The 21,895-nt window shown below is 60.3% G+C and carries 17 protein-coding genes, 6 pseudogenes and 1 other annotated feature; of the genes and pseudogenes, 12 read left to right on the top strand and 11 right to left on the bottom strand.

Features of this window, described 5'->3' with window-relative positions; genetic code table 11:
• Nucleotides 1-53: 53 nt before the first annotated feature.
• The 3 genes from OKW41_RS26930 to OKW41_RS26920 form a co-directional block, all read right to left on the bottom strand.
• Nucleotides 54-1,301, bottom strand: coding sequence for a DUF2252 domain-containing protein (locus OKW41_RS26930; RefSeq protein ID WP_429574505.1), 1,248 nt, complete (start codon nt 1,299-1,301; stop codon nt 54-56).
• Between the two features lie 249 nt (nt 1,302-1,550).
• Nucleotides 1,551-3,284, bottom strand: a complete 1,734-nt coding sequence (locus OKW41_RS26925; protein ID WP_429574504.1) for a SulP family inorganic anion transporter — start codon at nt 3,282-3,284, stop codon at nt 1,551-1,553.
• Nucleotides 3,281-4,081, bottom strand: coding sequence for an NAD(P)-binding protein (locus tag OKW41_RS26920; RefSeq protein ID WP_187639378.1), 801 nt, complete (start codon nt 4,079-4,081; stop codon nt 3,281-3,283). Before OKW41_RS26920 ends, OKW41_RS26925 begins: the two co-directional genes overlap by 4 nt.
• Before the next feature lie 204 nt (nt 4,082-4,285).
• Between OKW41_RS26920 and OKW41_RS26915 the strand changes: the two are divergent.
• Nucleotides 4,286-4,588: pseudogene (locus OKW41_RS26915) on the top strand (transposase); the annotation flags it as partial.
• Here OKW41_RS26915 and istA read toward each other — a convergent pair.
• A pseudogene (gene istA / locus OKW41_RS26910) lies at nt 4,567-5,466 on the bottom strand (IS21 family transposase); the annotation flags it as partial. The pseudogenes OKW41_RS26915 and istA sit on opposite strands and share 22 nt — an antisense overlap.
• A gap of 165 nt (nt 5,467-5,631) precedes the next feature.
• On the opposite strand from istA, the pseudogene OKW41_RS26905 reads away from it, so the two are divergent.
• Nucleotides 5,632-5,775, top strand: a pseudogene (locus tag OKW41_RS26905) (transposase); the annotation flags it as partial.
• A 28-nt stretch (nt 5,776-5,803) separates the two neighbouring features.
• On the opposite strand, the pseudogene OKW41_RS26900 reads toward OKW41_RS26905, so the two are convergent.
• Together OKW41_RS26900 and OKW41_RS26895 are read right to left on the bottom strand one after the other, a co-directional pair.
• A pseudogene (locus OKW41_RS26900) lies at nt 5,804-6,940 on the bottom strand (IS110 family transposase); the annotation flags it as partial.
• A 461-nt stretch (nt 6,941-7,401) separates the two neighbouring features.
• The gene (locus OKW41_RS26895; protein ID WP_429574503.1) at nt 7,402-8,646 is read right to left on the bottom strand and encodes a tyrosine-type recombinase/integrase; all 1,245 of its coding nucleotides are present in this window, start codon (nt 8,644-8,646) and stop codon (nt 7,402-7,404) included.
• Between the two features lie 333 nt (nt 8,647-8,979).
• Between OKW41_RS26895 and OKW41_RS26890 the strand changes: the two genes are divergently transcribed.
• The 6 genes from OKW41_RS26890 (at nt 8,980) to OKW41_RS26865 (ending at nt 13,639) form a co-directional block, all read left to right on the top strand.
• Complete coding sequence (locus OKW41_RS26890; protein WP_429574502.1) at nt 8,980-10,233, top strand: tyrosine-type recombinase/integrase; 1,254 nt, start codon at nt 8,980-8,982, stop codon at nt 10,231-10,233.
• Nucleotides 10,234-10,331: 98 nt separating this feature from the next.
• Nucleotides 10,332-11,132: a hypothetical protein gene (locus tag OKW41_RS26885; protein WP_187632920.1), complete on the top strand. Its 801-nt coding sequence runs from the start codon at nt 10,332-10,334 to the stop codon at nt 11,130-11,132.
• Between the two features lie 113 nt (nt 11,133-11,245).
• Nucleotides 11,246-11,461, top strand: a complete 216-nt coding sequence (locus OKW41_RS26880) for a helix-turn-helix transcriptional regulator (RefSeq protein WP_187632921.1) — start codon at nt 11,246-11,248, stop codon at nt 11,459-11,461.
• The gene (locus OKW41_RS26875; protein ID WP_187632922.1) at nt 11,458-11,682 is read left to right on the top strand and encodes a hypothetical protein; all 225 of its coding nucleotides are present in this window, start codon (nt 11,458-11,460) and stop codon (nt 11,680-11,682) included. Before OKW41_RS26880 ends, OKW41_RS26875 begins: the two co-directional genes overlap by 4 nt.
• Nucleotides 11,679-11,909 (top strand): hypothetical protein, encoded by a 231-nt coding sequence (locus OKW41_RS26870; protein ID WP_187632923.1) that lies wholly within the window; start codon nt 11,679-11,681, stop codon nt 11,907-11,909. Before OKW41_RS26875 ends, OKW41_RS26870 begins: the two co-directional genes overlap by 4 nt.
• Nucleotides 11,910-11,992: 83 nt before the next feature.
• Nucleotides 11,993-13,639, top strand: coding sequence for an AAA family ATPase (locus OKW41_RS26865; protein WP_429574501.1), 1,647 nt, complete (start codon nt 11,993-11,995; stop codon nt 13,637-13,639).
• A gap of 130 nt (nt 13,640-13,769) precedes the next feature.
• Here OKW41_RS26865 and OKW41_RS26860 read toward each other — a convergent pair.
• The 3 genes and pseudogenes from OKW41_RS26860 to OKW41_RS26850 all read right to left on the bottom strand — a co-directional run.
• Nucleotides 13,770-15,001, bottom strand: a protein-coding gene (locus OKW41_RS26860) for an IS3 family transposase (RefSeq protein ID WP_429571231.1) whose coding sequence is annotated in 2 segments (ribosomal slippage) — nt 13,770-14,713 and nt 14,713-15,001 — 1,233 coding nt in all. Because the reading frame shifts where the segments join, the coding sequence is not laid out codon by codon here.
• Nucleotides 14,607-14,723 (bottom strand) — a sequence feature (AL1L pseudoknot). It overlaps the preceding gene by 117 nt.
• 70 nt (nt 15,002-15,071) lie before the next feature.
• Nucleotides 15,072-16,451, bottom strand: a complete 1,380-nt coding sequence (locus tag OKW41_RS26855) for an IS4 family transposase (RefSeq protein ID WP_429443705.1) — start codon at nt 16,449-16,451, stop codon at nt 15,072-15,074.
• Nucleotides 16,452-16,594: 143 nt separating this feature from the next.
• Nucleotides 16,595-17,509: pseudogene (locus OKW41_RS26850) on the bottom strand (IS30 family transposase); the annotation flags it as partial.
• 22 nt (nt 17,510-17,531) lie between these two features.
• On the opposite strand from OKW41_RS26850, the gene OKW41_RS26845 reads away from it, so the two are divergent.
• Complete coding sequence (locus tag OKW41_RS26845; RefSeq protein ID WP_429574500.1) at nt 17,532-18,023, top strand: hypothetical protein; 492 nt, start codon at nt 17,532-17,534, stop codon at nt 18,021-18,023.
• Nucleotides 18,024-18,778: 755 nt separating this feature from the next.
• Here OKW41_RS26845 and OKW41_RS26840 read toward each other — a convergent pair.
• Nucleotides 18,779-19,603 (bottom strand): IS110 family transposase, encoded by an 825-nt coding sequence (locus OKW41_RS26840; protein WP_429574499.1) that lies wholly within the window; start codon nt 19,601-19,603, stop codon nt 18,779-18,781.
• A gap of 4 nt (nt 19,604-19,607) precedes the next feature.
• On the opposite strand from OKW41_RS26840, the gene OKW41_RS26835 reads away from it, so the two are divergent.
• Together OKW41_RS26835 and OKW41_RS26830 are read left to right on the top strand one after the other, a co-directional pair.
• Complete coding sequence (locus OKW41_RS26835) at nt 19,608-19,985, top strand: TonB C-terminal domain-containing protein (protein ID WP_187632925.1); 378 nt, start codon at nt 19,608-19,610, stop codon at nt 19,983-19,985.
• Nucleotides 19,986-20,035: 50 nt separating this feature from the next.
• Nucleotides 20,036-20,128 (top strand): annotated as a pseudogene (locus tag OKW41_RS26830) (ATP-binding protein); the annotation flags it as partial.
• Nucleotides 20,129-20,174: 46 nt separating this feature from the next.
• On the opposite strand, the gene OKW41_RS26825 reads toward OKW41_RS26830, so the two are convergent.
• Nucleotides 20,175-20,849, bottom strand: coding sequence for a zinc ribbon domain-containing protein (locus OKW41_RS26825; RefSeq protein ID WP_246529935.1), 675 nt, complete (start codon nt 20,847-20,849; stop codon nt 20,175-20,177).
• A 528-nt stretch (nt 20,850-21,377) separates the two neighbouring features.
• Here OKW41_RS26825 and OKW41_RS26820 point away from each other — a divergent pair.
• Complete coding sequence (locus tag OKW41_RS26820) at nt 21,378-21,854, top strand: SCO family protein (RefSeq protein WP_429454348.1); 477 nt, start codon at nt 21,378-21,380, stop codon at nt 21,852-21,854.
• The last annotated feature ends 41 nt before the right edge of the window (nt 21,855-21,895 follow it).

Genomic DNA, 21,895 nt, shown 5'->3' with positions numbered 1-21,895 from the left:
CCAGGCGAAGCAGCAATTGCGAGTGCGCAAAAACCGATGGGGGTGCTCCAAACTCAATCACGAATGACCTGGATGCGCCCTGCCTTGACTGCTGCTTTCAAAACCGTCCAGTCTGCCTCATTCTGTTCCGCATAAGCGAGCCCGAATCGCTCGATGGCCTCGTCGAATGCACTCGACTTTCCAACATATCCGCTGAGCAACGCGGGGTCCCCCGCTTTCGCCATCGAATGGGCGAGCACGTGAGCGCAGGAAACCGCATATTCGCCGAGATCTTCAACGTCGAAACTGGTGAAGTCGAACGCGCCCTTCATGTCGCGCAATTGCCGCACGTAGAAGTCATTGCCCGTGTGGTGCAGCTTCGACCATCCGAGAAAAATGTCGCTGGCCGATTGCAGCAGACGCTGCCCGTTCACCACACGCTGACCGTGATTGGAATAACGACTCGGCGGCAGGTAATCCTCCAGTACGGAAGCCCGCGCCTCCTTGAGTTGAAGGAACAGTGGACACTGTCCGTCGGCCATGAAAAGCGCCTCGTAGCAGCGCGTCCCCACCGACCCAATACCCACCACGCGAATGGCGACATCCACCAGTTCATAGCGATCGAACAATGCGCGCCTGTCATCGGGGAGGGTCAAACGATAGTCGGCGAAGAAATGCCGGACCAGCGCATCGTACTGCGCATGATCGCGCGGGCTCGCCAGTGGGACGTGATACACGAGCGGCGGAACGTCCTTGATGCGCAGCTTGCCGTTGACAAGCTCAGTTACATGAGTCGTCACGGAACGCGACGACTGCTGCCGCGCCTTGTCGATGACGGCCAGTTCTTTTCTTCTTTCCTCCGTCGAATCGGCAATGGCCAACATGCTCGCGGCCTTGAACTGGTAGTACCAGACGTCGAGCGTGTCCATCCGGCTGAACTCGGCGATCCGTTGCCGGAACGTCTCGCATAGCCGGCGCACCACGCCGCGCTGATCACGCGTCGCAAGTCCGCGTTCACGCGCGGCAATCACGAACGATGTGGCCAGTCTGCGCATATCCCAGTCAAATGGGCCGGGCAGTGTTTCGTCGAAGTCGTTGGGTCCGAAAAGAATGCGCCGCTCCGGGCTCGCAAACAGTCCGAAATTGGCCAGATGCGCATCGCCGCCCAGTTGCACGATCAGGTTGGAATGCGGCAGTTTCGACAGGTCGTATGCCATCAGCGGCGCGGCGCCGCGATAGAAGGCGAATGGATTCGCGACCATACGTCCGTAGCGAATGGGTATCAGCTCAGTCACCCGGCCCACGTTGGACGCGTCGAGCAATGCGATGGGATCGCGATTGTCGATCTTGCAGTCCGCCAGCTTCGCGCGCGGCACCTTTCTGCGTGCCGCCTTGCCCTGCTCGATGCGCGACGTCAACGAGCCACGCCCCGCAAACAGCGTGGACGGGTCTTCCTGCGCCGCCAAGGTCATCGGATCGGCGGGTTCCGTAGCATGTTCCTTGCGCTTCGCGGCAGCGGATTCGGGCACGTGTCACTCCCATTCTCAGTTCATCGTCAAAGCGGCGTGGCTTCATTCCGGTTTGGCGTTTGGCGAAGGCCCGGGTGCAGATGGCGAAAGATTGCTCAGAGCGTCAATCGCGGCATCGACCGTCGCAAAGATCTCGCGATGGGCGCCTTGCGCACGCAGTGCCTTATACCGCTCGATCTCCCGCCGCACACCCGTCGGAAGCGCAACAGCTGCGACACCCACCCCACGCCGGTCGAGCTCCGTACCCAACTGGATCAACGTCTTGCCCGCCGTGTAGTCGATATTGTTGATCTCCGACGAGTCGATCACCACCCAGCGCAACGGCGGACTCGCCTCGTTGACGAGTTTCAGCACTTCTTCAGTGAAGCGGCCGGCGTTCGCATAGAACAGGTCCGCTTCGAACCGGTAGACGACGATGCCGGGCGCGGCGAGCACATTCGGCGCGACAGGATGCGTGACCCAACGGCCGGCGGGGCTGCGCGTCAACACACGCGTTCGCAGCCGGTAGCTATGCCGCGCATGCGCGATCAACGATAGGACGACGGCAGCGAGAATCCCGTGCATCACATCGACAAACACGACCACGCCGGCCGTGAGTAACGCGACGACGAATTCGTCCTTCTGCATGCGATAGAGTTCGACCATGCCTTTCACGTCGATCAGCTTCACGCCGATCATGAAGACGATGGCCGACAGCACGGCGGCAGGCAGAAGACTGAGCGGCCTGGTAAGGAACAGCAGCACCAGCAGCACGATGACGGCCGTCGTCAGATGGGTGACCTGGGTGCGGCCACCCGCATCGTCGACCATCTCGGTCTTGGTCGGACTGCCGTTCACGACGAAGGTGCCCGTAAACGCAGCCGCTGCGTTCGCGGCCGCGAGGCCGACGATGTCGGCATTGTCGTCGCCCTTCTCGTTGTAGCGGTTGGCGTACGCGCGCGCGGTCGCCGCACTCTGCGCGATGATGACGATGAAGCACGAAGCGGCCGTCGCCAGCACCTGGTTGATCTCGCTTATATGCAGCGGCGGCAGGAACAGCGACGGAAGTCCGCCGGGCACTTCACCGATAACCGCAATGCCGTGCCCGGCGAAACTGAACACCGCGCTGGCCACGATGGAGCCGATCACGGCGATCAGCGCACCCGGCGCGCGCGGCGCCAGACGCTTGCAACCGACGATCACCGCGAGAACAACAAAGGAAAGCACTGTGGTCGGATAATTCGCCTCGGCGACGCGCTGAAACACGGTCACCAGCTGCATGACCGGGCCATGCCCTTGCTTCGCGAGCCCGATCAGCCCGGCGAATTCGCCCGCCGCGACCTGCACCCCCACGCCTGTCAGGAAGCCGATCAGTGCGCTGCGGGAAAGGAAGTCGGCCAGAAAGCCCAGACGAAAGACGCGCGCAATCACGAGCATCACGGCAACCGTCATGGCCACTGTGCTTGTGAGGGCCACATATTCCTTGCTGCCTAATGCTGCGATGGCCGTCAGCGTACCCGCGAGGATGGCAGCTGTCGCGGAGTCTGCCGCGACCACCAGTTGACGCGACGCACCAAAGATCGCAAATGCGATCAGCGGAAGCAAGATCGTGTAGAGGCCGGTGACGGTGGGCGTGCCGGAAATCTTCGTGTACCCCATCACCTCCGGGATGCCCAAGGCCGCCAGTGTGATCCCGGCAATGATGTCGTGCGGCAGTTGTGCGGGATTGACGGGCAGAAGCCCCTGCAGGAAGGGCATGCGATGCAGATGAGACTGCGTGGAATCCGCTGGTTTCATGGCGCTTCCTCCATCCGGGTTGTGAGCTTGCCGACCAGCGCATTCGCCACGATCTCATCGACGATAACCACGCCGGATGCCCCCGCGCTCTCGAACAGCCCCTTTCTCAAGGGATTTTCGCCAGGCACTACAATCGTAAGCGAGGCATTCAGCGTATGCGCCAGCAAGGTGATCGCCAGATTGTTATTGCTGTCCGGCGTCGTCACGACCAGCGCTTTGGCGCTATCCAGCCGCGCCCCCTTGAGCACGTCGTCGAACACGCCCGGCGAACCGAGCACAACCATATGGCCGCGATCCGCAGCCCGGTCGGCCTGATCCCGATCGCCCACGAGGATGAGCACCGTCTGTCCGGCTTCGCGCAAGCGGTTTGCGACCAGTTCACCCAGCGAATGGAATCCAACCACTACGACATGATTGGCGAGATGTGCGAGCTTGCCTTCCATGACCCTGTTCTCCCGATAAGCCATTACATCGTCGCCCGATAGCATGCCCGTGAGCCTTGACACCGCGAATCCGCCGATCAGCAGCGTCGCGAACATGGCCAGCAGCATGAAGATCTTCTGCGACTGATTAAAGTCGGTAAAGTCACCGAGTGTCGAGACGAGATTGACCCCATCCCAGAGGGCCGCGAACACTTTGTCAGGAAAAGAGGCATTGGACTGATCGAGCAAGACCAGCCCGGTGGCGGCGCCGCCCAGCAGCAGTACGAGCAGGCCGACGGTATGGCGCGCGCGGCGGTGCCATTCGCGAATACGGATGCCTCCAAGACGCGGCTCATCGACACGGAAGATCCACATGGTTACCTCGTATAGTTAGTCTGATCGAGACAACAGCGAACCCAACGCCAGACAGACACGCTCGTCTTTTTTGCGCCAGTAGTCAATAGTCAAGAGCCCCAGGATTCACCGTGCCTGTAAGAGCAAAGCGTCACCCTTTGTCTCACAGACGCAGCAGCCCCGAAACGCAATAAAAGAGAGAAACCCGATCCTGAACTCGTCAAGCTGGCCGACAGCCTGCTGGCGAATTACCAGAAGCCGGAAGACCTGATAGGCGAGAACGGCCTGCTCAAGCAGCTTACCAGGATGCTGGTGGAGCGTGCGTTAGAGACGGAGATGTCCGAGCACCTGGGCCATGGCAAGAGCGAAGCGGTGACCAATACCACGGGCAACACCCGTAATGGTCATAGCGCCAAGACGCTGCAGGGGGAGTTTGGCGAGTTGCCGCTCAACATCCCGCGCGACCGTCAGGGGGCGTTCGAGCCGAAGCTGGTGGAGCGCCATCATCCGGGCAGCTTCTGGAAGGGACGTTCGTTCAGGTACTTCAGCAACGGGCTGATCGCCTCATTGACCGACTGCATCGAGCCGAACTCATGGTGGCGCAGGCGCGCCATGATCCAGCGCTCGACGACCTGCACGGCCGACTCGACCTTGGCCTTGTCCTGCGGTCGGTAGGTTCGCGCCGGCAGGAACGACGTTCCATAGTGGGGGGCGAAGTCCAACACGGTGTCGCCCGCACGAGGCTCGTAGCGATCGGGCTCGGCGATCATTGCGCGCGGGTTGTCGGGCACGATCAGTTGCGGCACGCCGCCGTAGAACGTTAGTGCTCGTGCGATGCCGCCAAGCCAGTCTTCCATCGTCTCGGCAGGCGTCGCGCACGCAAACGTGTAGCTCGAAGCGCCGATCGCGGCGACGAACACGTGCGCGCGCCGCCCCGTCGTCAACGGCAGCGTGGGTCCGGCGAAGTCGACGAACAGCTTCTCGCCGGCGCGGTGGATCCGGCGCATCGAGCGCTTCAGCCGCTTGGCGAACGTCCGGTAGTGCTCGCAGAACTGCGTGTAGCGGTAGGTCTGCCGATCGGCAAACTCGGCTTGGTACTCTTCCCAGAGCAGCGTAAGCGTCATGCCCTTGCGTCGCAGTTCCTGGTGAATGCGGCCGTAGTCGGGTTGGGCGTAAGCCGCCGGCCCAGTGGGCTTGCCCATCAAACGCCGTTCGAGCTCGCCCTCATCCATATCGCAAGCGCTCGCCCAGTCGAGCTCGGCCGCCTTGGCCAGGCCGACGTACTTCGTGACAACGCCCTTGGAAATGCCTGGCGACGCGGCGATTCGATCATGCGAGAAGCCGCCGTCGAACTTCAGTCGTAAAACGTCTTTGATCATGCGCGTGTTCATCCGGTGCGCGGGCATCGTCTCTCCGGCCAAAGCCGTCGAGCATAGCCCGCGTGGTTGGGGTCACGCGCAACACCAAACCCGCCTGTCGTTGCGACCGGTCACGTTGCCGAAATCCTCGGTCACGTTCCCGAAATCGCCGGTCAAGATGCCGAAACGGTCGGTCACGTTGGACCGAAATACGCACTGGGCGCCTTCGAGGCCAGGTGGGACCAGGATTATCCGTCCATCGGGCAGAGCTGGCGACGCAACTGGGCACGTGTGATTCCGTTCTTCGATTACCCGCCGGAGATCAGGAAGGTGATTTACACCACCGATGAAATCGACAAGCCCGCCAAGCCATTATTTTTAGACATCAGGAGCTCGAACCCGGCGGCCATTGCGTTGAGGTTCGTTTGTTGCCGGGCCGGGTCTGCTTCGAGCGGGAGAACAGTCGCTGGTATGCCCGTTCGGCCTGCTCGGCTACCGCACGTTCCTGATCGCGCACGCTCTTCAGGTTGTAGGCTGCTGCAGAACCTCTATGGCTACCGCGACGTGCGGGCATGCCGGCCTGGAGCTCGAGTGAACGGATCTTGTGCGCAGTGAGTGCAGGACGATCCCACGCAAAGCTCTCGTCGCGTGTGAGCACGTACCAGGTGATGACGGCGATCTTGCGTGCCGTCGCAACTGCGGCAATCTGTTGCCCTCGCCGGTCCCGGATACGCAGGAAGAATGCGCGTAAAGGGCCGGGCGACTGGGCCGCTGACCACGCAGCTTCAACCAGCATGGCACGTCCATAAGAGCGCCCGCGCTTGCTGATGCGGCCATGTTTGGTGGGTTGCGCGCCAGTCTGATAGACGGAAGGATTAAGCCCGAAATAGCTGACCAGCTTCTCGGCTGTGGGGAATCGGGCGATTTCGCCGATTGCAGAAAGGAGCCCAATCGCCACTGTTGTGTTCACGCCGGTGATCGTCAGCAGTTTGCGCAGCCGCGTGTCATCAATAACGAATTGTTCGAGGACCTGCTCGATCTGTTGGAGATCCTCGCCAAGGCGGTCCAGTTCGCGTAGCCGTTGCTCGACGCCCATCCGTTCATCGATGGGAAGAGATTGCTGGTTAAGCCAGGCGCGCCCCTTCCTGCCAAACAGATCGGTCGCTGGGCAGCGTTCAATCAGATGCGCTGCCAGCACCGCGTGGACTTCGTTCTTCAGGCGCGTTCGCTGGCGGACGATCTGGGCCCGGCGCGATACCTGTCGTCGCAGCGCCTGCGTGGTTTCGCCGGGGATCCAGACCTGAGGCAGAAAACCGCTCGCGTAGAGCTGGGCGAGGATGGCCGCATCGATCTTATCGGTCTTGACCCGTGCCTCAGCGATCAGTCTGACCTGCAACGGATTGGCAACAATGACACGGCCCACATGGGCCTGAAGCACATTGACGATCGCTGCGGTGGTGCCGGTCGCTTCCAGTACCGCATGATCGTTGGGTCTCAACTGGGCAGCGAATCTCTCGAGTTCAAGACCATCCGGGACAGGGGCACCGGGGAGCACTTCGGGTGGGCAGGCCGTGGGCAGGTATCGATAGGCCGCGCCAGTATCCAACACGCATCTCTGGTTTTCCTAAGCGAACGAACTGCTGCTCCGCCGACCCACATTTGGACGGCCGGCAGCCCCCAAGCCGTCAGAAATAGGACTGCCTTACCGATAAACAGGTTGTCGCTGGCACAGTTCGCGCATTGATATACGAGCCTCAAGCTCGTGAGCAACGAACGCGGCCGACCCCTCAACGCTACCCAAAATTCCACTCCGTTCCCGCGAGAGCCGGTCGTCGTGTGGGGGCAAACGTGGGGGCAAAATCGGCCCCAAACGAAAAAGGCTCTCAGAGCCGAAGCCATGAAAGCCTTATATCTATTGGTCGGGGCGAAAGGATTTGAACCTCCGACCACCTGCACCCCATGCAGATGCTTGCCGTTGTACCGTCATGCGACAGCCTGAACCGGCGCTATCGGCACAACGGTCGCGGACATCCCCCCGCAATACAGCGACCAGTGGTCCATCATCTTTCGGCGCCTCTCGAGAATGTCGCCTCGCTGATATGCGCGTCGCGCCTTGTTGGTGGTCTTGTGTGCGATCGCCTTGTCGGTAAGCAGTTCGGGGTACTCGCCATATTCCTCGGCCCAGTCCTGAAAGGTCGAGCGAAAGCCATGCACCGTGATCTCTGAGTACCCCATACCATCAAGTAACTCCAGCATCGCCATGTTCGACAGCGGCGAGCCTTTCTTGTCGCCCGGAAACAGATAGCCGTACCTCGCTGTCGCCATAGCGTTCTTCGCAAGTTCAAAGGCTTTGTCGCACAACGGTATGCGATGAGGCACGCCCATCTTCATTCGCCCGCCGGGGATAGTCCAGATCTTGTGGCGCAGATCAAACTCCTCAGGTCGGGCTCCGCGGATTTCATTTGTACGGCACACAGTGAGGATCAACAGATGTAGCATGACTGCCGAGCGAGACCCCTCCTCCTCTTTCGCCTCAAGCTTCCGCATGAACTCGGGGATGTCGGCCCAAGGAAGTGCAGGGAAATGATTCACAGCGCGCTTGCGCTTCGCCAGCACCTTATCCAGATGGCCGCGCCAGCGCGCGGGATTATCACCATCACGATGACCAAGCACTTTCTCGGCATCAAGGATGTTCTCGATCCGGCCGCGCACGCGGTTCGCAGTCTCACGTTTGGTCGACCAGATCGGCTGGAGAATCCGCACTACCATCGGCGTATCGACATGACGTACATCGACGTCCCCGATTACTGGGTAGGCATAGGTCGTGAGCGTGTTCGTCCACTGCTGCGCATGCTTCCTGTTTTTCCAACTCGGCGACATCTTTTCTACGTATGCCGCCGCGGCGTCACGGAATGGCATTGCCTCTTCTGCGGCAGCTTTCCTTTGCGCCTCTTTACGTGCTTCGATGGGATCGATCTTGTCCTTCGCCAGCGCCCTGCATCGGGCGGCCTCAGAGCGCGCCTCCGCCAGCGAAACTGTCAAAGCCGGGCCAAGGCCCATCTCTCGTGACCGCCCAAATAGTTTGAACTGGTAGACCCAGGAGCGTGCTCCGGAACTTGAAATCTGAAAGTAAAGGCCGCCGCCGTCAGCGTAGTAGCCCGGATCGACGAGCTTCGCGATGCGTAGCGCCGACAGACGATGAAGTTGCCTGGATTGGGATGCTGCCATTTCTCACCCCCACTCTCACCCCTACTGGATAGGTTGATTGTGTCGGCATGACGCGGAAGCAGCAAGCAGAATGACACCCCCAAAACGCACAGGAATAAGGCGTTTCGGGCTGTCCGGGGGAATCAGGCGGAATTGCCCGGAAGGCATTCTGGCGGAGAGACGGTCCGCCTGATCCCCTGTCTCACACTGTCATCCTTCATCGTAATCAGTCGATATTTTTCATTATATATCAATTACTTACCGTTTAGTCGCGTCGCTGGATGATCGGTCCCCATTGCATTTCATCGGCCCCAATCGTAAACTTTATGGAGGGTACTTTGGGGGGTAGATTCAATGCCGAAGATTGCGAAGGAGCTAGGTGCGCTGGCCGTGTCCCGACTGACGCAGCCCGGGCGGCACATGGTCGGCGGCGTGCCGGGCCTGGCGTTACAGGTGACGCCGAGTGGCGCGCGTTCGTGGATCCTGCGCGTGATGGTCGGCAGCAGGCGGCGCGAGATCGGGCTTGGCGCATATCCGGCCGTCTCGCTGAAGGCTGCCCGGGAACACGCCAGCGCCAAACGCGACGAGATCGCTACCGGCGTTGACCCGGTGCTCGCGCGCAAGGAAAAAAACAGCCAGCTACGGGCCAGTCAGGCGCGTGAAATCACCTTTGAAGACGCCGCGAAGCGCTTCATCGAGGCGAAGTCGGCCGAATGGAGCAATCCGAAGCATACCAGCCAGTGGCGCAACACGCTTGCAGAGTACGCCTACCCGTTGATCGGCAGGCTTCAGGTCGCGCATGTCGGCCGCGAGCATGTGCTCGCCGTGCTCGAACCCATCTGGACGACGAAGACGGAAACCGCGTCGCGGCTGCGCGGCCGGATCGAGAACGTGCTCGACTGGTCACGCGTCAAGGGCTATCGCGAAGGCGAGAATCCCGCGACGTGGCGCGGCAATCTCGACAAGCTGCTGGCCGCACCCAGCAAGACGAAGCGGGTTCGCAACCATCCGGCGATGGCCATCGACGAAATGGGTGCCTTCATGGTGTCGCTGCGCGGCACGCTGACGACGGCCCCACGCTGTCTGGAGTTTGCCATCCTGACGGCCGCCCGCTCGGGCGAGGCCCGCGGCGCAATGTGGACCGAGATGGACCTCGACAAGGCGGTCTGGCGCATTCCGGGCGAACGCATGAAGGCAAAGAAAGAACATCGCGTGCCGCTGTCCGATGCGGCCGTCGCGCTGCTTCGGGCGCTGCCGCGACCGGATGATGACCATGCCCTCGTCTTCCCCAGCCCGACCGGCAGGACGCTGTCCGACATGACGCTGCTGGCGATCCTGCGCCGCGCCCGACTGGAAGCCACGCCGCACGGCTTCCGTTCCACCTTCCGTGACTGGGCAGGCGAGCGCACGGACTATCCGCGCGAACTGGCCGAAGTCGCACTGGCGCACGTGAAGGGTGACGAGTCCGAAGCGGCGTACTGGCGCGGTGACGTGCTGGAGCGGCGGCGGTGCCTGATGAACGACTGGGCTGCCTTCATCGCAACACCTGTGACCCAGGGTGCCGTGATTCCCCTCCACCGGCGGGCCGCTGCGTCGCACGCAGGCTGATCCTTTCCGCCGCTCCCTCATGCGACGTGCCGATAGCCGGCACCGTCACCGACGTGGGAGCGGCACCTATTTTTGACGATTCACGCAAAGAACACGCAATGAAAGACCTGTTACCGGAGTTGCTGAACGGATCGACCCTCAAGGAAGTGGCTGCAAGCATCGCCGAACGGAAGGCGCGCCTCCACGCCGTCAACTGGGGCAAGTGGCCGCATCTGCCCGAGCTGCCCCTATGGCGGCTGGTCGCACAATCACTCGGGATCGAGCCGTCCGCGCTGTCGCCGACGGAGCATATTGATGAACACGACGCCATTGCACTGGCAGGTCAGCCCTTCAGGGACCGGCTGGAAGTCGCCATGGCGAATCTCGCAGGCCCGTATGAGGATGATCGCGGACCACTCCCGGACGTTGGCGCGCTCATGGTCGTCCGGCCGGGTAGTCATAAGAGAGAGAATGCCTGGGTTTCAACCAGCGCGTTCCGCGCGTGGGCCGTGGCAATTGGCTGGACGCTGCCTGCCGGGTTCGCGCCGCAGAAAAATATCGAACCGGGCACGCACGCGAGCACCGCCGACCGCCTGGCCGTCATCGCCGCGATGCTCGACACGATCAGGGCGACACGCGGCATCTCCCAAAGCAGAGTCATTGTGGAAATCGAGGAGGCCGACCTTGCAAAAGGTCTGGGCAAGGCGACGCTCGAAAAAGTGTTCGCCGCGGCCAACCGGGGCGAAGCCGAGGAAAAGCTGTCGGATGCATGCCAGCGTTGCGTCAGGGCACTGTTCTCCGTGCTCGAGTTCAATGACCCGGCCGGGCCGGCAGATCGGGCAAAGGTCATCGCCGCGGTCACCGGGCGATGTCCCGGCCTCTCGTCACAACGGGTTTCGGAGGTTCTCGCGGCACCCTAAATGAGAGTAGGGTGCAATTGGGGTAGTTTTAGGGTGGCTTAGGGTGCGGGGCAGCGGCCGGCTCGATACGCTTCTCCCTGCCCGTCAATTCCGACGGGTACTGGAGAAAATCGATGGCTCACAAGACTGACCTGAAAGAGTTTGACGAGTTGCCGAACGCGGCCGCCGTCGACGTGCGCACTGTGGCCGGGCTGTGTCAGTGCAACGTCGCGACCGTGTGGGAACGTTCGAAGCGCGGCGCACTCCCCGCCCCGCGCAAGATCGGCGGCTCGACCCGCTGGAATGTGGGTGAGCTGCGCGCTGTTCTGCTTGGCGGAGGCGCAGCATGATGGACCGTTTTGCCAATCCTGCCCACGCCGACCATTTCACCCAGAACATCGCGTCTCATGCAAACGCCGTTTCGCTCGCCCAGTCCGGAGCCCGCGTTCGTTCTGCAGAGATTCCCGCAGAGACCGGCGCCTGCTGCCGCCTTCAGCCGGTGGAGTCGCCGAACGGTCGTCTCATGAGTGCCGCCGATTCCATCGAACGCCTGGCGGGAGGTGCGGCATGAGCGTCTCCTATGAAGATCTCATGAGGCAGGCCGCGATGACTGCCGAGTTGTACCTGTTCTCCGCTCTTCATGCGGTCGAGGAAGCGCGTGCTCGAGGATATAAGATCAGCGACACCAATTCTGTTGCTCTGGTGACGGCTTTCATGAAGGCTGCCGCGAGCGATTATGCGGTTCACGCCCGCATTAAGTTCGAGGAAGAACACCCCGGCCTCTTTGCTCGCCTGTAGCACCCTGCACGAAGGCTAAAAGAAAGCCCCGGTATTCGCCATATCAGACGCCGGGGCATTAAGCATTCCTAAGAGATAAAACGATGATAGCAAACCAACTTCCAGAAATCCATCCGCAGCGCCTCCTGTCGTCGGTCTATGGCCAGGGAAACCTTGGTGTTATCCGCCCCGTGAAACCGATCAGCTTCGAGGCGCTGAAGCAGTTCGTCTCGATGCCGAAGCAGAGCCCCATGTCGCACACCGACTTCATGGCGCTGAGTAATAAGGAGCGCGGAGAAGCGAAGAAACGCGACCCGTTCGTCGTGTTCGGCGCTTTCGATGGAAACCAGCGCAACCACGCGTCCTTCAAGCGCCGCTCGGCGTTGACGCTCGATTTTGACAAGGGAACTGCAGACCTCTTCGCCGCACTGGTCCGCGGCGATACGCTCGCGCCTTTCGATTACCTATGGCATACCACACGCTCTCACACGCCTGAAGCGCCGCGCCTGCGGATCATCATTCCCAGTATTCGTGACATGTCGCGCGAGGAGCACCGTACGGTGGCTCTGGCGATCGCGACGTTTTTTCGCGCGACGCTCGACCCTGGTTCGCTGGAGGCCGAACGCGCCATGTATTGCCCCATACAGAATCAGGGAGCCGAGTACAGGTTTGGCGTGTCCTTGGGCGGCGGATACCTGAATCCCGATTCTTATCTGGCGATTGCACCTTGCGAAACTGCGAAGCCGGTTACTGCCGAGGCTTGCAACGACGTCGATTTCAGTCTGCTCGAGGCAAAGCAGTCCGATCCGCGCTGGACCCTGGAGCGCGTCAAAGACGAGCTGCTGTCGCGGCTCGATCCGAACGCCGATGAATGGAATCGTGCCCGTTGGCTGAAGCTCGGTATGATCCTGCATCACCAGTTCGACGGCTCCGACGAGGGGCTTGAACTGTGGGATACCTGGTCAGCGAAAGACGAACGCGTGACGGCTGACGGCGAACTGATGTATCAGCCGGGCCTGTGCGAAAGGGAGTGGGAAAGCTTCGGCCGCACTACGAATGTGGCGACGATCGGCACGCTCGTCATGTGGGTGAACGAAGTGCGGGCAACGGATACCGGGCAGCTCCGAGAGGCCGGCATCACTCCCACGACTGCGCGCTTTCCGCTGCGCTCCGCTGACGAGCTGGCGAACGCGCCTCCCATGAAGTGGCTGGTGCGCGCGGTGCTGCCTCTCGAAGGCCTGGCTGCGCTGTTCGGCCCCAACGGCAGCGGGAAATCCTTTCTGGTACTCGACATTGCTGCCGCCGTCGCGGGTGGCAATCCGGAGTGGTTCGGTCACCGGGTACTTCAGTGTCCGGTGACCTACTGCGCACTGGAAGGCGAAGCTGGCATGGGCAAGCGCGTCAAGGCGTGGGCGAAGCACCACGACAAGCCGTTGCCTGACGGCCTGCGCTTCATGACCGCGCCTTTCGACCTGCTCGACGGCGCGGGCGTAGCCGAGCTTGCCCGCTCCATCGCAAGCGCGGGTGGCGCTGGCGGGATGGTTGTGCTCGACACGCTGAACCGCGCTGCGCCTGGCGCCGACGAGAACTCGTCCGTGGACATGGGCAACATGATCACCGCCGCCAAGCGCCTGCAGAACCTGCTCGGCGGCCTGGTCCTGCTGGTTCATCATACGAGCAAGGATGCCACGAAGGGATTGCGCGGGCATTCGAGTGGCGGTTTCAAGAGTGAAGCGCAACAGCGGGTTTAATGTTTAGAGCCTTGAGGTTGACTTGCTGAAGCAAGGGTCGCGGCGAAGACCTCGAACGGCGAATGGAAGGCATGAGTTGCACGAGGTCGGCTGTTCTGAACCGCCCCGGGAATCGTGGAGGCTGGTTGGTTTAAGTTAATGCGGGTTCGGCGACCGATGTTTCAAGTTGCCGATAGTAGTTTGCCTCAGCTTCAGCCGGCGGGATGTAGCCGATGGGTTCCATCAATCGATGATGATTGAACCAGGCCACCCATTCCAGCGTTGCCAACTCGACGGACTCGCGTGTTTTCCAGGTGCGGCGATGAATCAGTTCGGCCTTGTACAAACCGTTGATTGTCTCGGCCAGTGCGTTGTCGTAACTGTCGCCACGGCTACCAACCGAGGGCTCGATGCCCGCTTCGGCCAGTCGCTCGCTATAGCGAATGCTGACGTATTGCGAGCCTCTGTCGGAGTGATGTATCAACGTTCCATCTCCGCCTGGGCGCCGCGCATAAAGTGCCTGTTCAAGTGCATCCAGAACGAAGTCTGTAGTCATCGACGAACTGACGCGCCAGCCGACAATCCGTCGGGCGAACACGTCGATCACGAAGGCCACGTAGAGCCAGCCCTGCCACGTCGAGACATAGGTGAAATCAGAAACCCAGAGCTCGTTTGGCCGGTCCGCCCTGAACTGCCGGTTGACCCGATCCAGCGGGCGAGCGGCCGCCGCATCGGCAATGGTCGTGCGAACACGTTTGCCTCGCGTTACGCCACGCAAACCCAGTTGCTTCATCAGCCGTTCGACCGTACAGCGAGCCACCGCAATGCGCTCCCGGTTCATCTGCTTCCAGACTTTATCCGCTCCGTAGACACGCATGTTGGCTTGCCAGACACGCTGGATCTCAGGCCGCAGGCGTTCATCGCGTATCGCACGTGCGCAGCGGCGCGACGGATCGCGAAGCTGCGCAGCATGGCGCCGGTAGCCCGACGGGGCAATCCGCAAGACCTTGCAGATCGGCTCGACCCCGAAGGTGTCTCGATGCTGATCGATGAAGGCCTTCAGGACTTCAGGCGGCGGTCGAGCTCCGCCTGGGCGAAAAACGCACTCGCCAGTTTCAGAATCTCGTTGGCGCGGCGCAGTTCCTTGACTTCGCGCTCCAGTGCCTTAAGACGTTCGCGTTCCGACGTGCTCACGCCCTCGCGCTCGCCGCTATCGACTTCATCTCGTTTGACCCACCCCAGCAATGTCTGGCTCGTGCAGCCGATCTTGGGGGCGATGGATTCGATCGCCGCCCACTGTGACGGATACTCGCCCCGATGCTCTTGCACCATGCGCACTGCACGTTCCCGGACTTCAGCAGAAAATTTGTTCGACTTGTTCATGGCTCCATTCTCTCAAGAGTTGGAGCCTCCACCAAATCCCTCAGGATTACCCACAAGTAATGTGATGGTGCTATTCGTTTTGCCTGAATATTCGGTACATCATCGTGATTTCGTGCAGGACAAGAAATCCACGCCAGATGACGGTAGGACCAGGTGGACGATCATGCTTTCGAGCGAGATATCCGCCGAGTCTGGCGATCCACAAGATGACCTGCGCGAGTGACGGCGGTTTATCAGGTATTTCGGTACTGCCATGCGTACGACAGTAGAGGGCTCGCCACTCGATTGGCTGCAGCAATACTTCGCATGGCAGGTTGCCATCAAGCCTGGCAAGCAACATGGAGTACAGGATCCTCCAGCTTACGACGGCGAACAATGCGGTGGCGCGGACGAATCGATCGAGATTGCCAAATTGGCGGGCTTCAATGCGACAGCCACTTTTAAGCACACGATGCCACGATTCAATCGTCCATCGGCGCGCATACCATGCAAGACGCTCGAGGGCCTCTGCGTGTGTTTGCGTAGGCACCGAAGTCAGTAGAAGCCATTCCAATGGCTCTGCTCCTTCGTCCAAGTTCGTTTCCTGTGCATGAATTGCAAACACTTCAATTTCGGGAAGCTTCTCGCGACGACGATTTTGCGGCGGACGAAGGCGTACGGGCATGCAGCGCACAACCAGCCGTGCGGTGCGTGCCTGGCGGTTTTCGCGTGCAGGCACCTGCAGTTGCGCCTCTCCAAGCACTGGCGAGGCCAGCACGGTTTCCCACAAATATCGATCGGGGTGAGCAACGCGTCGGTTCCACGACGCGCGCACCAACCAGTCGACACCGGCAGGCCGCTGCGCCAGGAACACGTCATAGACATCGCCTTCACGGTCGCTCACGCCGATGACATGCGTGCACGGACAGTGCGTCTTGAGTACGCCCAGTTGCTCGATGCCTTCGAGCCATTTCGCGCTCTCTTTCTGTTGTACGGTTCGTTGCCCACGCAGATGTTTCTTGCCCAACTCCTCGTGCCTGCGTATCCAGGTCTTCATCCCGATCACCCCGAGTGGCAGCCCCTCTGGCGTGAGCGCAAGCAGACTGTGTATCAGGAAACCACGCACATGTGGATCGGAGCCATATCCCAGACCTTCGGTTGCCCGCAGATGAGACAAATTGAACTCGGTGGTGTCCTGAACAGCAAGGACGACTGGCACCTGTTGCATACGACACAGCGTTTGACCGATGTGCCCACCCAGCACGCCATCGACATCCACGTGCGGGTTGTCGAAAAAACGATATGCCGCCTTCAGCTCCGAACCATTGAACGACTGCGGAAAAGAGCAATGTGGGCCCAACGAAAGCTTGCGTGCCAGCGTCACGAGCCGTCTGGTCAGGCGAGCGTCGCCGAGCTCGGCGGCGCCAAACTCTTCATTTGCCCAATCATCAAGGTCAGATGTGTCCGACAATGCCCGACATCACAGATCACGAACCGGATCAAAGTTAACATCGGTCGTCACCGTTTACAAGCCATCGCCCTTCAATCGCACAGTCGCGAGCGACTTATGGGTAATCCTGAGACCAAATCCGGGGCGGTTCAGTACAGACTGTCGGCGATAGCGTCAAGTTCGTCCTGACTGTAGACCGAAAGGTCCGTGCCTTTGGGCAGATACTGGCGCAGCAGCCCGTTGGTGTTTTCGCAAGTGCCGCGTTGCCAGGGACTGTGCGGGTCGCAGAAGTACACCTTCACGCCGGTTGCGGCGGTGAGTTCTTGATGCCGCGACATTTCTTTGCCCTGGTCGTAGGTGAAGCTCTGCCGTAATGGCGCGACAATCGAATTGAGTTTGGCGGAGAAGCCGGCCAGCGCTGAAGCGGCGGTGGCATCTTCCATCCTGGCAAGCAGCACCAGACGGCTGGTCCGTTCAACCAGCACGCCTACCGAGGACTGGTTGCCGGCACCCTTGATGAAGTCGCCTTCCCAGTGCCCAGGCAGCAGTCGGTCTTCGATTTCGGGCGGCCGCACATGAATACTGACCATGTCGGGAATCTGTCCGCGCCGGTCTGTGCCCCGTGTACGCGGCATGCGCGTGCTGTGGCCATGGCGCAAGCACGCAATGAGCTGACGGCGCAGTTCGCCGCGCGGCTGGGCGTAGATAGCCGTGTAGATGGTTTCGTGCGAAACCTGCTGGGTTGGGTCGGTCGGATACATACGCTTCAGTGTGCCCGATATCTGCTGAGGTGACCATTTCCACTCGAGCAGAGTGAGAACGATGCGCCAGCAGACGCTTTGCAGGCAAAGCTTTGGGGGGCGGCGACCCGCGCTGCGGCGTGCGGCACTGAGCGCTTCAGCCGACACGGACGCGTAGCCAGCAGGCAAGCTGTTTCGCGCCAGTTCACGGCTAACGGTGGCTGGCGAGCGACCGAGTATCCGGGCCATGGCCCGGATACTCGAACCCTGCAGATGCAGACTTGCAATGATCAGGCGCTCTTCAGGCTGAAGTTGTTGATACTGAGTTCTTTCGTGCATCGCAACACCTTATACGAAACAGGTGTTGCACTTCAGATTTGAGGCCGCCAGTCTGCATGCCGCGCTCGATGGCGCCATCGAGGTGAATGCGACCGAGAGCCGTCGCGAATGGGTCGTGGCCAAATCCAAGGACGATGAAACCGGCGCTGCTCACCGGTTCAAGCTGCTCGTCGTGGATCTCGGAAACGATGACTGCGGCGAGCCGGTCACGAGCTGCGTGATCGCACCGGATGAATCGATCCAGCCCGTGAAGGGGACGAAGCTGCCGACTGGCGGAAATCAGAAAATCGCGTTCGATGCCGTGACCGGGGCGCTGCGCAACTCTTTCGAGACCGGGCAAGATGGCGCGCCAAAAGACCGTGCGTGTATCCCCCTCGATGAGGCCGTCGCGCTCGTGACCGAGCGGATGCTGTGCGACCAGAAACATAAAAAGCAGCGCGCGATCGAAGCCTTGAACGGTCTTGTGGCGAAAAATATCTTTGGCGTGAAAAGCAACTCGCTGTGGCGCGCCTGATTTACCCGCAAAGCGCCCTATTGGAACAACAGGTGCGCCGGTCCGGTTTGCCCGGTTTCGCCCGCTTCCTATAGCTGGAGCGGGCGAAACCGGACCGTGCTAACTTGCCCGGAAAGACCGGAACCGGGAAAAACGGGCAAAACCGGGCCCGTTGCTCAACGCTCGCGCTTCGACATCAGCAGCGCCACTTCTCCATGGCAATTGGCCGTCGTGCTATGAGTCACGACGTCAGAGGGCTGATCACGAAACACAACCTTGAGCCTTGAAAATGACCGGGATTCACATCGATTTTCGCCCCCCGGCACACACGTTTTAGGCCTACTCGCGGGTCCTATCAAATAGTGCACACCAACAGGGACAAAATTTTTTGAGAACTTTGAATCCTCGATTCGGCTGTTCAGGGGGACGCGCAGAACGCAACGGCCGATATCGGCGGCATTTTTTCAGGCCGTCGCAAACCTCATGTCGTTCATGTTGGCTCGATTGCGACCGGCCGCGACCCACATGGGACGTTCATCCTTCGCACCAACGGACGTCGCGGAAAAGGTGCGTTGGAGTGGAATGTCGCTAAATTCAACGCCCATGTGGATCCGGCTTTCCCTCAAGTCAGTCGCGTTCCTTTCCCATCTTCGATATTTTGCGCTGTCACAATGTCTTGGCGCAGACGCTCCTTCAAACGCTCAAGTTCTCCTGACAGATTGTGATCGTCGGGAGTTGCATACGGGTATTCGAACATCGCACCCTTTTCGCCGCTTTTAGGGACTAGAGCAACCCGGACCGTATGATCCTTTACCTCTAGCATAAATCGCATGTTGCGAAATTCGGAGCCACGCCGCCAGCTCGCGACCGTTACAGAATGCAGTTGCGTTGCCGACTGCTGCCACCAGGGCGCTTGCGGTGATCGGGCCAACGCCGGGAATCGTCTCGAGGCGCCGGCAGTCCTGGTTGCGGCGATTGAATTCGGCAATGTGTCTGTCAAGTCGTGCGACCTCGTCGTCCAGACTGCGCAATCTTGCGGCAAGATCAACCAACAACTGGCGCATCAGACCATCCACGCGTTCTTCCTCGGACAGCACCATTGGCAATGCTCTGCGCAATCGCCCCAAGCCCGCCGGTATCACGACTCCACACTCAGCGAGGAAGCTTCTGATCTGGTTGGCCTGTGCGGTACGCGCCTTGATCAGGCCTTGCCGTACACGGTGCAGCGCAAGCATTGCCTGCTGATCTTGGGTTTTGACGGGCACAAATCGCATCGAGGGGCGTGTCACGGCTTCGGCAATCGCCTCGGCGTCAGCGGCGTCATTCTTATTGGTCTTGACGTAGGCCTTTACGTATTGCGGTGCCATCAGGCGTACCGTGTGGCCGAGCTTCTGGATTTCGCGCGCCCAGTAGTGCGCGCCCCAGCAGGCCTCCATGCCAACCAGGCAAACCGGCAGCCGTGCGAAAAAAGACAGCACTTCCGCGCGGCGCAGACGCCTGCGGAGGACCGTCCTGCCGGAGTGGTTCAGTGGTGTAACTGGAAGACGTTTTTGGCCAGATCTAGCCCGATAGTCGCGATGTCCATGATGAAGGCTCCTCACTGAAATGCAGCGCCAGACTTCAGTTTGGCACCAGTTCAGGGGCCACGGGAAAGTGGCGCCTCCATGCCATCATCTCGGCCACTTGCCGACGTTCGCTCATCCGACGAAACCGTCACTCGAATGGCCGGTTCGCTCGGATCGCCGTCACGGCCCTATGCCGCCAGGGAAGGGCTCCGCACTAAAGTTCTGGCACCATAGCCAAAATATTGCGAAAGTCCGCGTCCATTGTGAGCCGTCTGGCGGACTTATCGCTGCCGATCTCGCTGAATCCAGCGGGGATCCGACAGTGGATGACGCAGCATTTCGGGCGGTTCGAGCGTCTGATCCAATGCCTGTCCATCTGAATGGCAAGGCACCGCGTTCCTTTGCTATATCGCTGTGACCGACGGAAAAGTGAGTGCACGCCGAGACGAGACGGCCAGCCGGCATCAGACAGTCCTCGACCGGCTCATGCATCATTGCTACCTGCCCGAGTTCGACGGGCGCAGCTACCGCATCAAGGGACGAGCTCGTTATTTAGCGCGCTTTCGTTTTTCGTGCAGGGGTTTCGGCGGCCTCGCTTTAACCATTGTCACTGGGATCTTTGAGAAACGACAATCTGCCGCGTTATCGAAAATGATGCGAGTAGAACTCCGTCGTTCCCGTAGCGACGCTCTGCCAGCGCGACCTCATATTCGGCGCGTTCGACGAGCATATGCCACTGACGCATGATGCCGTGATCGCGTTGCTCAAGTTCGTTCAGCGCGGTCACCGCAAGTTTCAACTCGGCTGGCCGCAGCGCGGTGAATCCAGCCTCGCCGATTGCGTTGTTAAGCAGGTCGCTGCTCATGCTCAGGCAATCGGTGGTCGCCAAACCCTCGCGGCGGCGAGCACTACACAAGCACAACGGATAAAGGCCGCCGTTACCTTGGTAGCGAACGGTGAGCGCCCGACCACAGCAGCCGCATATCAGCAGCGTTTCGTATAAGGCCAGTCCGATAGTGTGAAAGTCAGCACTCCGAACCTTCGGTTCAAGGCATTCATTAATCGCAGACTCGCGGCCAACTACACCACGCTGTTTTGCGAAGACACCGCGAAGTCTGCAATGAGCGACTTCACCGATTAAGTGTTTAAGTGGTTTACCGCACAGAGGCTTGCCATATCGATCCACCATACTCGCTATCGTAAACCGGTGACGCGTCAACGCATAGCGCGAACTCGCTGCTAAATCATTTTGACCGCACGGAAAAACAGGTTGCTCTGTCATCAATGCCTCACCCTATGTGTGAATAGGTGGTGGGGCGCATACAGTGGATGCATTGAACACTCAAATCGACAGCAGTATAGGTGGAGTCTGCCAGAACATTCGTACTACGAATGGAATTATAGGTCGCAGCCTATTGGCTATGACAATGGCAAGTGGTTTGCGGCGAAAAGTTTAATTGAGACTACTTCGTACGAGCGGTTTGATCGAGAAATACGGATTTCTCTGGATCTTGCCGCGTTCATTTGCGTCCGAAGTCCTCTCAAATGCAACTAAATTACCGGCGCGGGCGTTTTAATGACGTGTTGGAGGGCACGTTGCCTGACAACATACCGCTCAACGAGCGGGCCGCGAGGATAGTCGTGCGGATTCATGCTGCAGACCGTTGTGTATTGAACGATCTCCACCGCCATCGCGGCGCTGAAGTCGGGCGACCACATTGTCATAACGGCGGGCACTTATCGTGAGACTCTGCGATTCCCTATGCTCGCCGGTCTCTATGATTGACTTTACTACGCATTTCGGTGGTATATGGAAATGAGATGGACCCGGCGTGCATGGCTTCAGGGTATTTCCGCAAGCATCGTCGCTGTCGCGTCTCGCGACATATACGCACACGGCGGCATCGGCGCGGTGAATCCACCGCTGCGCATTCCAGACACTTGGGTCGTCGACGAGGGCGGCCAAAGGCGGCTCCTGCGGGACGTCCTGTGTGGCAGCGTTTCAGCAGTGCAGACAATGTTCACTGGGTGCAGTTCGGTTTGTCCGCTGCAGGGCGCGCTATTTTCTGCCGTGCAGCAAGGAATACCGCGACTAGGCTCGCAATATCCACTTCGATTGATATCACTCAGCATTGATCCGCTCGCCGATTCACCGGGCGCACTGCGCGCGTGGCTCAAGCGATTTGACGCCGGCCCGGCCCGGCACGCCGTGAGACCGCGCATTGGCGACGTAGAGGAGATCAGGGGCGGCCCTCGCCGGCCGAGCGCTGTCCCCAGGCCTGGATAGCCATTCCACGTAAGTCTATTTCTTCGGCAAGGCTGCACAAC

The organism is Paraburkholderia sp. UCT70 (genome assembly GCF_050434085.1).
GTDB lineage: Bacteria > Pseudomonadota > Gammaproteobacteria > Burkholderiales > Burkholderiaceae > Paraburkholderia > Paraburkholderia tuberum.
The sequence above is the reverse complement of the archived record's forward strand: the minus strand, read 5'-3'. Positions and strand labels throughout refer to the sequence as shown.